The 14,406-nt window shown below is 43.4% G+C and carries 13 protein-coding genes; 11 read left to right on the top strand and 2 right to left on the bottom strand.

Annotated elements, in window-relative coordinates; all coding sequences use genetic code 11:
- Window positions 1–95: 95 nt before the first annotated feature.
- The gene (gene nadB, locus C9J47_RS25895; RefSeq protein WP_107256814.1) at window positions 96–1,718 is read right to left on the bottom strand and encodes an L-aspartate oxidase; all 1,623 of its coding nucleotides are present in this window, start codon (window positions 1,716–1,718) and stop codon (window positions 96–98) included.
- A 578-nt stretch (window positions 1,719–2,296) separates the two neighbouring features.
- On the opposite strand from nadB, the gene rpoE reads away from it, so the two are divergent.
- From rpoE to acpS, 11 genes are all read left to right on the top strand, one after another.
- Window positions 2,297–2,875 carry an RNA polymerase sigma factor RpoE gene (gene rpoE / locus C9J47_RS25885; protein WP_006232563.1) on the top strand — a complete coding sequence of 193 codons (579 nt, stop codon included), beginning with the start codon at window positions 2,297–2,299 and terminating at the stop codon, window positions 2,873–2,875.
- 24 nt (window positions 2,876–2,899) lie between these two features.
- Window positions 2,900–3,598, top strand: a complete 699-nt coding sequence (locus C9J47_RS25880; protein ID WP_107256808.1) for an RseA family anti-sigma factor — start codon at window positions 2,900–2,902, stop codon at window positions 3,596–3,598.
- Window positions 3,598–4,596 (top strand): sigma-E factor regulatory protein RseB, encoded by a 999-nt coding sequence (rseB, locus tag C9J47_RS25875; protein WP_107256806.1) that lies wholly within the window; start codon window positions 3,598–3,600, stop codon window positions 4,594–4,596. Before C9J47_RS25880 ends, rseB begins: the two co-directional genes overlap by 1 nt.
- Window positions 4,593–5,090, top strand: a complete 498-nt coding sequence (locus C9J47_RS25870; protein ID WP_107256804.1) for a SoxR reducing system RseC family protein — start codon at window positions 4,593–4,595, stop codon at window positions 5,088–5,090. The genes rseB and C9J47_RS25870 overlap by 4 nt, the downstream gene beginning before the upstream one ends.
- 76 nt (window positions 5,091–5,166) lie before the next feature.
- Window positions 5,167–6,960: a translation elongation factor 4 gene (gene lepA / locus C9J47_RS25865; protein ID WP_107256802.1), complete on the top strand. Its 1,794-nt coding sequence runs from the start codon at window positions 5,167–5,169 to the stop codon at window positions 6,958–6,960.
- A 152-nt stretch (window positions 6,961–7,112) separates the two neighbouring features.
- Entirely contained in the window at window positions 7,113–8,012 is a 900-nt protein-coding gene (lepB, locus tag C9J47_RS25860; protein ID WP_107256800.1) for a signal peptidase I, read from the top strand.
- A 10-nt stretch (window positions 8,013–8,022) separates the two neighbouring features.
- Window positions 8,023–8,697: a ribonuclease III gene (rnc, locus tag C9J47_RS25855; protein WP_006232569.1), complete on the top strand. Its 675-nt coding sequence runs from the start codon at window positions 8,023–8,025 to the stop codon at window positions 8,695–8,697.
- Window positions 8,694–9,599 (top strand): GTPase Era, encoded by a 906-nt coding sequence (gene era, locus C9J47_RS25850; protein ID WP_006232570.1) that lies wholly within the window; start codon window positions 8,694–8,696, stop codon window positions 9,597–9,599. The genes rnc and era overlap by 4 nt, the downstream gene beginning before the upstream one ends.
- A gap of 8 nt (window positions 9,600–9,607) precedes the next feature.
- Window positions 9,608–10,318: a DNA repair protein RecO gene (recO, locus tag C9J47_RS25845; protein WP_107256797.1), complete on the top strand. Its 711-nt coding sequence runs from the start codon at window positions 9,608–9,610 to the stop codon at window positions 10,316–10,318.
- Window positions 10,315–11,046: a pyridoxine 5'-phosphate synthase gene (gene pdxJ, locus C9J47_RS25840; protein ID WP_107256795.1), complete on the top strand. Its 732-nt coding sequence runs from the start codon at window positions 10,315–10,317 to the stop codon at window positions 11,044–11,046. Before recO ends, pdxJ begins: the two co-directional genes overlap by 4 nt.
- Window positions 11,046–11,426, top strand: coding sequence for a holo-ACP synthase (gene acpS, locus C9J47_RS25835; protein ID WP_107256793.1), 381 nt, complete (start codon window positions 11,046–11,048; stop codon window positions 11,424–11,426). The genes pdxJ and acpS overlap by 1 nt, the downstream gene beginning before the upstream one ends.
- Before the next feature lie 108 nt (window positions 11,427–11,534).
- Here acpS and barA read toward each other — a convergent pair whose 3' ends face one another.
- On the bottom strand, window positions 11,535–14,318 hold the full coding sequence (barA, locus tag C9J47_RS25830; RefSeq protein ID WP_107256790.1) for a two-component sensor histidine kinase BarA: 2,784 nt from the start codon (window positions 14,316–14,318) through the stop codon (window positions 11,535–11,537).
- Between the last annotated feature and the right edge of the window lie 88 nt (window positions 14,319–14,406).

Below are 14,406 nucleotides of genomic sequence, written 5' to 3'. Positions count from 1 at the left end.
TTTTCATTGAATCATGTTCAAAAAAATCCCAACCGAAGTTGGGATTTTAAGAAAGGCACTTAGATTAAAGTAGCATTGCTAACAACGTTGGCAGCTTAACAAGGCTGATCCGGTGTTTGAATGGTTGGTCCTGAGTTTTCTTTCAGCTCTGGATAATCTAAGGTGAAGTGTAAACCTCGGCTTTCTTTTCGTTCTAGCGCACATCGAACAATTAGCTCTGCCACTTGGACTAAATTACGAAGTTCAAGCAGGTTGTTAGACACGCGGAAGTTACCGTAGTATTCATCAATTTCTTGTTTAAGCAGCTGAATTCGACGCATTGCGCGTTCTAACCGTTTGGTTGAACGTACAATTCCGACGTAATCCCACATAAACAGACGTAGTTCATGCCAGTTGTGTTGGATAACGACTTCTTCATCTGAACAGTTAACTTGGCTTTCATCCCAATGGGGAAGAGGAGCGGGCATGCTGACATTATCTAATTTCGAACTGATGCTTTCAGCGGCTGAACTTGCATATACAACACACTCTAATAATGAGTTAGAAGCCATGCGGTTTGCACCGTGCAAGCCAGTGTAACTGACCTCGCCAATCGCATATAAACCGTCTAAATCTGTTCGACCTTTGGTATCGACCATCACACCGCCACAGGTATAGTGCGCAGCTGGCACGATTGGGATTGGCTCTTGGGTGATATCAATGTTGAACGTTAATAGTTTTTCATAAATCGTTGGGAAATGTTTAGTAATAAAATCATCAGACTTATGGCTGATATCTAGAAACATACAATCGGCCCCCAAACGCTTCATCTCGAAGTCGATTGCGCGTGCGACGACATCACGTGGTGCAAGCTCACCGCGTTCATCGAAATCGCTCATGAAACGGCTACCGTCAGGGCGACGTAAATATGCCCCTTCACCACGTAGTGCTTCGGTTAATAGGTAGTTTCTTGCGTCAGGGTGGAACAAGCATGTTGGGTGAAATTGGTTAAATTCAAGATTCGCTACTCGACACCCTGCACGCCATGCCATGGCAATACCATCGCCAGAAGATACATCTGGGTTTGATGTGTACTGGTATACCTTTGAAGCGCCACCTGTTGCGAGTACAACAAATTTGGCATGTACTGTTTCAACCACTTCTTTATTACGGTTCCAGACATAAGCGCCTAATACACGGTTTGGTGTATCGTTGTTACCTAGCTTCTGGTGAGTAATAAGATCAAGCGCATTATGACGCTCTAATACTTCGATATTGGGGTGGTTATGAACGTTATCTTGCAGTGAGTTTTGCATTGCCATGCCTGTGGCATCGGCGGCATGCAATATACGTCGGTGACTATGACCACCTTCACGCGTTAAATGATAGCGAGGGCTTTCATCATCATTATCTTGTTCTTCACGATCAAAGGGTACACCGCCATCAATCAGCCATTGAACCGATTCTTTGGCATTTTCCGCAATGAAGCGCACCACATTATCATCACATAAATGTGCACCTGCAATTTGTGTATCTTCTATATGTGATTCAATACTGTCTGATTCATCAAAAACAGCGGCAATACCACCTTGTGCGTAGTATGTTGCCCCTTCACTGCGTGTACCTTTACTGACTACAACGACTTTACTTAAAGGCGCTAAACGAAGTGCAAGTGTTAAACCGGCAGCACCGCTACCAATGACTAAAACATCGCAATGATGTTCACGATTTTTGTTCATATCGATATCATATCCCTGTGGCAATCCGCCATATATTACCAAAATCCATCCTGAATGGTCATAGTGACCATCAAATCCTTATTGCTCGTCATCGAGTATGTACATCAGCAAAAGTTAAATAATTACTTTAGCAAAGTGAAGTATCCACATTATTGTTTTATATCGTGTTCGTGTGGTTTACTTATTAAAGTTAAAAGCGAAGACCCCATCAAATAAATGCATTTTTTTGACATTGATTTGTCTCGCTAGCAAGCATAGTTGGTGTAACATATGAAGCACTTATCGTTGTATAATGCGTCATAGTGATAAAAAGATCGCGCACTATTACTAAGAAATTATTTCTTTCGGCTAGGAACTTTGCCGTTTTTCTCGAGTCATACATAGTGCTCACGCTCATAAATGTTTTCATACTACTGTGTTTTAGCTGAGTGTTTACAGACGTTTTTTTAGCAATCTTAGTCTGCATAAAACACTTGAACAGGTAAGTGGTTAATACGACATAAATTAGTTATTAACGTAACATTGACCTGTAATAGTACGAATCCGAGTGCAAGACAGATATAGGAGTACACGCTCGAATGAGCGAGCAGCAAACTGATCAGGTATTAATAGAGCGAGTCCAACGAGGAGATAAGCAAGCGTTTAATCTTTTGGTAATAAAATATCAAAATAAAGTTTGTAATCTCGTTGCGCGGTATGTCAGTAACTCAGGCGATGTCCCTGATGTTGCACAAGAAGCCTTTATTAAGGCGTATAGAGCTTTGCCTACATTTCGTGGTGAAAGTGCTTTCTATACATGGCTATACCGTATTGCTGTTAATACTGCGAAGAATTATTTAGTGGCTCAGGGACGTCGTCCACCCGCTTCCGATGTTGATGCAGAAGATGCAGAATATTACGAAACTGGCGGTGCATTGAAAGAAATTTCGAACCCTGAGAACCAAATGTTGTCTGAAGAATTAAAGCGGGTTGTCTTTGGTACCATAGAATCATTGCCGGAAGATCTTAAAACTGCGATCTCATTGCGCGAACTGGATGGTTTAAGCTATGAAGATATTGCAGAAATAATGGATTGCCCTGTAGGTACTGTAAGATCACGCATATTCCGTGCTCGAGAGGCAGTTGAAAAACGCATACGTCCTCTTATGCAACGATAATGTTAAGCCAAACGGTGAAGAGAAATGGCTGATAAAGAAAAGATTTCGGCGCTAGTTGATGGCGAAGAGCTCGATCAGAGTATTATTAATGCGCTGACCGTAGACAAAGAAAGCGAACAATCTTGGCATGACTTCAACCTTATTGGTGATGTTATCCGAGGTGACGCCCCGCAATGCAAAGAATGGAATATTGCTGGAAGCGTAGCGTTAGCATTGGATAATGAACCTGCTCATGTAGGATTAACCGACTTTAGTGCAGAACCTGATGTAATTGCTCCTGTTGTTGATACCCCTGTTATTGATATCAGAACTGCACAAAAAACTGAATCACAGCCTACACCGCGTCAGGCTAAGCGTACTTTACCTGCTTGGTTGACTCAGTTTGGTCAAGTGGCGATTGCAGCGTCAGTATCATTAGCTGTTATTGTTGGTGTTCAACAATACAATGGCGGTGATGATGCATTGGTTGCAGATGCAACGAATTCACAATTACCAGTACTTCAAACCATTCCGTTTGGAGGAAAAGCTGAACCTGTCAGCTTAACGCGTGATTCTGTCCGTACTGGTGCGCACAATAGTGCACCAAGTGAAGCGCAATTAATGGAGCAACGTCGCCGTATTAACGCGATGCTGCAAGATTATGAATTGCAACTTCGCTTTAATGCTGAAGATGGCAGTATCGATAGAACATTATTAGAAGCAAATTCATCTGTGGCGGATTAATGATTAAAATTCTGGTCGGTGCCGTGACACTGGTCAGCCTATTGATGCCAATACAAGCCTCTGCTGAAGAAGAACCTAAAGCTTCAGCTGAGGCTTTGTTGCATCAAATGGATGAGGCTAGTAGAGACCTCAGTTATGAGCTCTCTTACATACTAATTAAGAAAAATAGTATTGAACCGCTGCGTTATCGCCATGCTGTAGAAGATGGTAAAACGTACGCACATCTTATTTACCTTAGTGGTCCACCACGTGAGGTGATTCAGCGTGGTCGTGAAGTCAGTTATTTTGAACCGGGGTTAGATCCATTCACAATCGACAGCAATAAAATGGTGGCACCGTTGCCTCCAGTCATGAAAACAAATATTCATGAATTGTCGGATTTCTATGATTTCATTTCGATGGGACGTGCGCGTGAAGCTGGTGTGGCTTGTGATGTTATACGCGTTGCTCCCAAAGATGGGACGCGTTACTCCTACTTATTGTGGGTAGATACACGTAGCCATTTAGTGATGCGTGCTGATTTGCTAGATCGTGACGGTGAACCATTAGAACAGTATCGTGCAGTTTCTTATGTGGTTAATCCTAAAGTCGGTGAAGTACTTAAAAATTTAAGTACGGTTGATTTGCCAGCTGTTGTACAACTACCACCACAGCCTCAAGCAGATCTTGGTTGGTCGGTGAATTGGTTGCCTCAAGGTTTTGAGTCTGTTTCGCGTAATCGCCATCGCTTGGTGCTAACAGAGCGTCCGGTTGAAAGTAAAATGTACAGTGATGGGTTATTTAGCCTTTCTATCTACGTTTCTGATGCTGACAACTATACTGTACGTGAGCAGCTTGTAAGACAAGGCCGTCGTACTTTGCATAGCCATGTACTTGGTGGTAAAGAAGTGACTGTCGTTGGTGATATTCCACCAGCCACTGCACGACGTATTGCTGAGTCTATTGCTTTTGTTGATTCCCCTATCGTTAGTCCGACTACCGAGGGTACAAAGCCATGATGAGTACACTGGCAACGGTTATCGCTGTAGATCAAGGCAGTGTGACTGTCAGTTGTAAGCAACAAACCAGTTGTGGTCATTGTGCGTCACGTGATAATTGTGGAACAGGTATTGTGACTAAAGCAATACCTGGGCGAGCACACCAAGTCACGTTAGTGACAGACAAGTCGCTAACGATTGGTGAGGTTGTTGAAATTGGATTATCAGAAAAAAGTATGCTGAGTTCTGCACTGCTGGTATACATTGTACCGTTGCTATTTTTAGTCGTGGGTGCAGTCGTAGGGCAGTGGTGGTTTGTTGATTTAGCAGGCACCAGCGAACTCGGTGTCATTATTACATCTATGGTCAGTGCAGCTATTGGGCTGCTACTTGCGCGGCAATATGCTAAGCGCTTAGACGGCAATTCGGACTATGAACCGAGCCTGATTCGGGTATTGGGGCAACCACTATCATCAGATAAGATGATAAATGCTGCATCGAAAGATAGCGAGTAGCCCTGAAATTCGGTAGAATCCGTCAACTTGATCAAAAGATCCCATTCATTTAAATCACGAGCTAGTCACGCCATTCATGAAGCACATTCGTAACTTTTCGATTATTGCACATATCGACCATGGTAAGTCGACCTTATCCGACCGTCTAATTCAAGTCTGTGGTGGCCTTTCCAACCGTGAAATGTCTGCGCAGGTTTTAGATTCCATGGATCTTGAACGCGAACGCGGTATCACTATCAAAGCCCAGAGTGTAACACTCGACTATACGGCTAAAGATGGTGAAACTTATCAGCTTAATTTCATCGATACGCCAGGACACGTTGACTTCTCATACGAAGTATCGCGTTCATTAGCAGCCTGTGAAGGGGCTTTGCTGGTGGTTGATGCTGGTCAGGGCGTAGAAGCTCAGACATTAGCTAACTGTTATACAGCAATGGAGATGGACCTAGAAGTGGTGCCGATTTTGAATAAAATCGACTTACCAGCGGCTGATCCAGAGCGTGTAGCAGAAGAAATAGAAGACATTGTCGGTATCGATGCGGTAGATGCAACGCGCTGTTCTGCGAAAACAGGCCTAGGCGTTGAAGATGTTCTTGAAAACATCGTTGCTGCTATTCCACCACCAGAAGGTGATCCTGAAGGTCCGTTACAAGCCTTGATCATTGACTCATGGTTCGATAATTATTTAGGCATAGTTTCTTTGGTTCGAGTTAAAAATGGCTCACTAAAGAAAAATGCAAAAATTAAGATGATGAGCACAGGTCAGGTTTGGAATATTGACCGTTTAGGTATCTTTACACCGAAGCAAATCGACACGACAGAGCTGAACACTGGTGAAGTAGGTTGGGTTGTTTGTGGTATTAAAGACATCTTAGGTGCACCAGTTGGTGATACGATCACTACAGCTAAAGATGGCTGTGAATCACCATTACCAGGCTTTCAGAAAGTGAAGCCTCAGGTTTATGCCGGTCTGTTCCCTGTATCTTCTGATGATTACGAGAACTTCCGTGATGCACTGGGTAAATTAAGCCTAAATGATGCATCTTTGTTCTATGAACCAGAAAGTTCTTCTGCACTTGGTTTTGGTTTCCGTTGTGGTTTCCTTGGCATGCTGCATATGGAAATTATTCAAGAACGCTTGGAACGTGAATACGATCTTGCGCTTATTACCACGGCACCAACCGTAGTTTATGAAGTTGAAACTACACGTGGCGAAACCATTTATGTTGATAGCCCATCAAAGCTACCAGCCGTGAATGATATTGCCGTTATTGGTGAGCCAATTGCACGTTGTAATATCTTGGTACCATCAGAATACCTAGGTAATGTAATTACCCTGTGTATCGAAAAACGTGGTATGCAAGTCGATATGGTTTACCACGGTAACCAAGTTGCGTTGACATATGATATTCCGATGTCAGAAGTGGTATTGGATTTCTTCGACCGTTTGAAATCGACATCACGTGGTTACGCATCGCTAGATTATAACTTCCAGCGTTACCAACCATCAAACATGGTACGTGTTGATGTAATGATTAATGGCGATCGTGTTGATGCACTTGCTATCATTACGCACAAAGATAATGCGAATGGTCGCGGTCGTGATTTAGTCGACAAGATGAAGGAATTCATTCCTCGTCAGATGTTTGATATTGCGATTCAAGCGGCGATTGGCGGTATGATTATTGCCCGTGCAACCGTTAAGCAGTTACGTAAAAACGTTATTGCTAAGTGTTACGGTGGCGATATCAGTCGTAAGAAGAAGCTGCTACAGAAGCAGAAAGATGGTAAAAAACGTATGAAGCAAATCGGTAATGTCGAGCTGCCTCAAGAAGCGTTCTTAGCTATTTTACATGTAGGTAAAAAATAAGTAGATAGCTTATCTCATTACCTGTGTGTTTCTATTAATACTTTAAATGCTGATTTATAATAATTAAATCAGCATTTTCATTTAATGCGTAAACACATTTTTGAGTAGTTCAGCGATATAAAGCTGAACTGTTACATTGATTAGGGAATACAATGGCTAATACTTTTTCGTTAATTTTGGTACTTGCGACATTATTTACCGGGCTCATTTGGGCTCTTGATAGGTTTGTCTGGGCGCCAAAGCGTCAATTGAAAATTGATGCGGCAGCTGCAAATGCTGGCGATCAAGTAGATGTTAAAACCCTAGAAACCGTAGCACCGCAACCGAGCTGGATAGAATCAACTAGCTCTATGTTTCCGGTGATTGCGCTTATAATGGTATTTCGCTCATTTGTTTATGAGCCGTTCCAGATCCCATCCGGCTCGATGATGCCAACGCTACTTATTGGTGATTTCATCTTGGTTGAGAAATTCGCATACGGTTTGCGCGATCCTGTTTTCCGTCATAAGTTGATTGAAACAAGTGAACCTGAACGTGGCGATGTTGTGGTATTCAAATACCCACCTCAACCGAATATTGATTACATAAAACGTGTAGTTGGTATGCCTGGCGACACTGTTCGTTACAGCGCAGATAAGCAGATTTGTATTGCGCCGAAAGGCACTACAGATTGTAACGTCGTACCGTTAAGTAACATGACTGACAGTGAATTCACTCAAAATATGACACGTTTAGTGAAATTTAATGAAAAGTTGGGTGATGTAGATCATCAAATTTTAGTGAATCCATTAAAACGTGACCGTACATTGGCTTACCAGCCTCGTCCGGGAATCACTGAGTGGGTTGTGCCTGAAGGTGAATATTTTATGATGGGTGATAATCGCGATAATAGTGCAGACAGTCGTTACTGGGGTTTTGTTCCAGAAGCGAATTTAGTCGGAAAGGCGGTCGCGATCTGGATCAGCTTTGAGTTTGAACGAAGTGCTGATAGCGTACTACCATCTTGGATTCCTACTGATGTGCGTTTTAATCGCATTGGTAGCATAAACTGATTGAGATAAAATGACATCTCCTGCGAATAGACTCCAGCGTAAGCTGGGGTATCAATTTAATAGTACTGAGTTGATGACATTGTCACTGACACACCGCAGTGCTAATGGAACGCATAACGAACGCTTAGAGTTTTTAGGCGATTCGATCTTAAGCTTTGTTATTGCCGATGACTTATATCACCGTTTTCCTCATGTGGATGAAGGTGATATGAGCCGTATGCGAGCAACGCTTGTTCGTGGCAAAACATTAGCTGAATTGGGCCGTGAATTTGAACTTGGTGATTATTTATTACTGGGTCCAGGTGAGCTGAAAAGTGGCGGGTTCCGTCGTGATTCAATTCTAGCTGATTGCGTAGAAGCGATTATCGGTGCAATTTATCTGGACAGTGATACGGAACAGGTACGTAAGGTTATTTTATCTTGGTATCAGTCTCGTCTTGAAACGATTCAGCCTGGTATTAACCAGAAAGATCCTAAAACACGTCTGCAAGAGTGTTTACAAGGTCGTCGTTTAGCGCTTCCAGCGTATACTGTAACTAAGGTGCATGGTGAAGCTCATAATCAAGAGTTCACGGTGCAATGTGAAGTGACGGGTTTGGATAAGCCTGTTATTGGTAAAGGCAGCAGCCGGCGCAAGGCAGAGCAGGCAGCAGCAGAACTTGCGCTTAAGCAGTTGGAATCATGACAGAGAAGCAACATTGCGGCTTTATAGCCATCGTAGGCCGACCTAACGTTGGTAAATCGACTCTACTTAACCGTTTGGTTGGGCAGAAGCTTTCGATCACTTCACGTAAACCACAAACCACTCGTCACCGTATTATGGGTGTAGATACCCGTGATGGTTACCAAGCGGTGTTTATCGATACTCCTGGTCTTCACATTGAAGAAAAGCGTACGATCAACCGTTTGATGAACCGTGCTGCAAGCAGCTCATTGACTGATGTTGAACTAGTATTGTTCTTGGTCGACGGTACAGTGTGGACTGCTGATGACGAAATGGTACTGAATAAGCTTAAGAAAAGTGGGCTACCTACAGTATTGTTGATCAACAAAGTTGATAACGTTAAAGAAAAAGGCGATTTATTTCCGCATTTAGATGCTCTATCGAAGAAGATGGACTTTGTGGATGTTGTGCCAATTTCTGCGAAAAGCGGTACTAACGTTGATGCGGTAGAAAAGATTGTACGTGCTCACATTCCTGAAGGTGAATATTACTTCCCTGAAGATTATGTGACAGACCGTTCACAACGCTTTATGGCATCTGAAATCATTCGTGAAAAACTAATGCGTTTCTTAGGCGAAGAACTTCCTTATTCTGTTACGGTTGAAATCGAGCGTTTTGATTACAACCCTAAGATGGATGGTTTTGATATCAACGGTTTGATTTTGGTTGAGCGTAAAGGCCAGAAGAAAATGGTTATTGGTAAAAACGGCGAGAAGATGAAAGTCATCGGTCGTGAAGCCCGTATTGATATGGAAGACTTGTTTGAACGTAAAGTGTACCTAGAGCTATGGGTTAAAGTGAAATCAGGATGGGCAGATGACGAACGTGCATTGCGCAGCCTAGGTTACATCGACGACCTATAAGGAACACAATGGAGGGGCTACAGCGTTGTTTTGTCCTTCACTCTCGTCCATATAGTGAGACGAGTCTGATCCTTGATGTTTTCAGCGAGGATTATGGCCGTCTTACTATTTTGTCGAAAGGTGCACGACGAAAGCGTTCCAATCTAAAAGGCACCCTTCAGCCTTTTACCCCTCTGTTTATGAAATGGACCGGCCGTGGTTCAATGAAAACATTGACCCACGCCGAGCCTATCAGTATTAGCCTGCCCATGCGTGGCTACATTCTCTATTCGGCATTTTACCTTAACGAAGTATTGGCCAGAGTGCTTGAAAACGACACCCCTTATCCTGTGCTGTTTATGGATTATTTGAATGCATTACGTGAGTTAGTGCAAGCGGATAACCCAGAGCCTGCATTGCGACGTTTCGAATTAGCCTTATTGCATCACCTTGGTTATGGCATTGATTTTCTTCATTGTGCAGGTAGTGGTTTGCCTGTTGATGATCTTATGACGTATAACTATCGAGAACAAAAAGGTTTCATCGCATCAATGATGACTGGGCACCTCACTTTTACCGGTAATCAATTATTGGCAATTGCTGCTCGACGCTTTGAAACTCCAGATCAGCTTAAGGCCGCAAAACGCTTTACACGGATAGCCTTAAAGCCGTATCTTGGCGGGAAACCATTAAAAAGTAGGGAGTTGTTTATCCCTCGAACAAGGAATAGCGGAAAATGAACAACATACTTCTTGGCGTCAATATCGATCATATTGCAACATTACGTAATGCTCGTGGTACGCGTTACCCTGATCCTGTGCATGCAGCTGAAGTTGCAGAACGTGCAGGTGCAGATGGTATTACGGTTCATCTACGTGAAGACCGTCGTCATATTAATGATCGTGACGTTCGTATTCTGAAAGAAACCATTCAAACGCGTATGAATTTAGAAATGGCAGTGACTGATGAGATGGTAAGCATCGCATTAGACACTAAGCCAGAATTCGTATGTTTAGTACCAGAAAAACGTGAAGAGTTGACCACTGAAGGTGGTTTAGACGTTGCTGGTCAGTTAGAAAAAATTAAAGTGGCGACGCAAAAGCTGACTGCTGCCGGTATTAAGGTGTCGTTGTTCATCGATGCAGACCGCGCGCAAATTGACGCAACCTTGGCGTGTGGCGCTCCATTTGTTGAGCTGCATACTGGTCACTATGCCGATGCTGAAACAGAAGAAGCTCAGCAAGCTGAGCTAGAAAAAATTGCTTCAGCAGCGACTTACGCACATGGTTTAGGTATCAAAGTGAACGCGGGTCATGGCCTGACGTACCACAATGTGAAGCCAATAGCGGCACTGCCTGAACTGTACGAATTGAACATTGGTCATTCGATCATTGGCCGTGCAGCTTTCGATGGTTTGAACAAAGCTGTAGCAGACATGAAAGTAGAAATGCTGGACGCGCGTCGTTAATGGCGATTATCGGATTGGGTACAGACATTGCTGATATTGAACGGGTAGAGAAAGTTTTTGCCCGTTCAGGTGATGCTTTTGCTGAACGTATTCTTGCGCCCTCCGAGTTGGAGATTTACCACAGCCTCAAGTTGAAAGCCCGTTACTTAGCCAAGCGATTTGCGGTCAAAGAAGCGGCGTCAAAAGCCTTGGGCACTGGCATCGCGTGTGGCGTATCCTTTCAAGATTTTATCGTCAGTAATGATGAACGCGGTAAGCCTTTACTCTCCTTATCGGGCAAGGCAGCAGAACTGGCAGAGAGCATGGGTGTGAAACATGTGCACCTGACTTTAGCCGATGAAAAGCGGTATGCCGTTGCAACGGTTATTTTTGAAAGCTAGCTGAATTACATGAATCCGGCTAAGTAAAAGTCTTCTATTAAAAAAGCGCCGATGGTCATTACCGTCGGCGCTTTTTTATCTTATGTAGTACCTGTTTAGGCTAATGCTTTATTTGTTTCTAAATGCCTTCGAGGCTTTTACAACGAGGTTCATCTCATCCATTAACTCAAAGAGCTCAGGTTCGATATCTGCGACCGTTGCATTGGCCTTAAGCTGTGTTTCGATGGTATAACATAAGCTCTTCAATCGAGGTACACCACTGTATGCACAGCTACCATGTAGTTTGTGAATCGGTGGCCATAACTCAATTTCTTTTCCATCCAGTGCTTCATTGACCAGCATTTCAACCTCTGGCATGAAATCGAGCAGCATTTGCAGCATATCTTTGGCGAGATCTTCTTTTCCTGCTGCTTGCTTCAGTGCTAAATCCCAATCCCAGCTGATATCTTTGCTGTCTTGAGCCGGCTGTTGCTGCGTTGAAACCACTTCGGGTTCAATATCAATAATCGTATTTTGGGTATATTCATTCTCTGGATGTTGATTCCATTTCGCCAAAATTTGCTGAAGAATATGCTCTTCGATAGGTTTGGTTAAGTAATCATCCATACCGGCATTAATTAAGCGCTCACGCTCGCCAGGCATAGCATGTGCTGTTACCGCTATGACGGGTGTTGAATGGTTTAACTCCGTTTTGTGAATCGCTTCACATGCCGTTACACCGTCCATTTCAGGCATTTGAATATCCATGAAGATCAGATCAAATGCTTTTTGATGCGCGTATTCAACCGCTTTTTTACCGCCCGTGGCAGTAATAACCGTTTCGACACGTTCACTTAATAATGCTGAGATTAGCTTCAAGTTCGCAGGGTTATCATCAACGGCCATTACAGTGAGAGGCTCAATTTTTTGAGCAGGTTCTGGTAATGATAATAACTCAGGTTCTAAGATGTCATCAGGCTCATTATTCAGCACTTCAAACAGTTTACGGTGTGAAAGAGGCTTACCTAAACAAGCTGATACCCCAGCATTGATCAGGCGTTCAGATAAGGCTAATTCAGTCGTTGGCAGGCTGACGATAACTTTATCAGTAACTTGTTCTGCTTTGAATACGCGATCCAAGAGTATCGCGATAGGTGGCTGTTGACCGGGAGGTAGACAAATTAAGGCAAAGTGATGATGCTCTACCTCTTCAGGCATCGTGGAACGATAAGTCACAAACATGCCAGCTCTAATAAGGCGTTGTTGTACTACTGATGCCGCCTGCATGTTTGGTTCGATCAACAATACCTTCTGACCTACCAACGAGGTAGTATCGATTGGTTGAGAGACAGGCAGGTCAGTTTTCAGCATGCTTAACGAGAACCAGAATGTTGAACCTTGGTGTAAGCGACTGGTTAGGCTGATTTCTCCGCCCATCTGCGTGACTAACTTCTGGGTAATAACAAGCCCTAAACCTGTACCGCCATAGCGACGGGATATACTGGCATCTGCTTGGCTAAAGGCTTGGAATAACTGGGCTTGTTGGCGCTCTGAAATACCAATACCAGTATCGCGAACGGTAAACTGCAGCTCGATGTTTTCATCTTTACTGGCTTTTAATTCAACCGAAACATCAATGTTGCCTCGTTCGGTAAATTTCACGGCATTACCGATCAAATTCGTGATAACTTGCTGAATACGCAACGGATCGCCAATTAAGCCAGCAGGAATACGATGGTCAACTTTTAGTGTTAGCTCAAGCCCTTTCTCGTGCGCACTTGGTGCCAGTAATCGCATGACTTCATCAAGTGATTCAGTGAAGTCGAATGGAATATTTTCAAGTAATAACTTGCCCGCTTCCAATTTAGAGAAGTCGAGGATGTCATTAATGATGGTTAAGAGGTTATTGGCCGATTTTTCAATGGTGAGCAAATAGTCGTGCTGGCTTGAACTCAATCGCGTTTTTAGCATCTGACGGGTAAAACCAATAACACCGTTGAGTGGTGTTCGTAATTCGTGCGACATATTGGCTAAAAATTCCGATTTTACACGTGCTGCTTCTTGAGCGCGTTTTTTTGCAATATCCAGTTCAACGTTTTGAATTTCCAACTGTTCAAGCGTTTCTCGTAAATCAGAAGTGGCCTGATCGATGCTTTGTTGCATTTCGATATGGTACTCAGACAGCGAGATAGCCATGGCATTGATACCATTTTTAAGCGTATCCAGCTCACCAAGCAGTTGCCCTTCAATTCGAATGTCGAGATGCCCTCGTCGAATTCTATCGACTACACTCACCATATGCGAAATAGGGCGGGTCACATCTTGCATCAAGCGGTACGCAAATAATGAAGAGAGCGTAAGTCCAAATAGTAATACCATTAAAGCCGTGAAGACTTCTTGATATTGTTGTAGGCGCAAGGCGCTAAGGTCTAATTCTAGGGCGATATAGCCCAATGCTTTACCTTGGTAGCTGATCGAGTTGTTACTGCCAAACTGCCCTTCGGCTAATATCGGAGCTCTTAATATCAGTGAGTTATCACTTAGTCGTGTTTCAAGTAATAATGGAATAGGTTGACCCGTGGGGTACATCAAGGCTTCAAAATTACGATGAAAATTAGAGGTCACAAATAACTGATTATCTGCATCAAAAACCGCAATGCTTCGAATTATTTGAGAGTTCTTTCTATGGGTGTAGCTGATCAGACGGCGCACTGCTTCACGGTTCTTGTCTGTCATCCCATATTCAGATGAAATAGCTAAAGGTTCGATGATACTAGAACCCGTAGAAATCAGCTGGTGCTCAAGATCTCGATAGCGGCTCATCGTGAAGAAGGCACTCAATAATAGGCCTATAATTAGTGTTGGTGCTAATGTCAGGGTGAAGACCCTGGCACGAAGTCCGTATCTGCTCATTGTTCTCTTAATTACAAGAATGCGATTCTGTGGGAGAATTGTGGTCCATTTGTGGCCCTAGCTTAAAGAAACTAGGGCTATTCGACAA

It is taken from the genome of Photobacterium indicum, assembly GCF_003026215.1.
GTDB classification, from domain to species: domain Bacteria; phylum Pseudomonadota; class Gammaproteobacteria; order Enterobacterales; family Vibrionaceae; genus Photobacterium; species Photobacterium indicum.
Note: the sequence above shows the minus strand (reverse complement) of the source record. Positions and strands in the feature narration are given on the sequence as shown.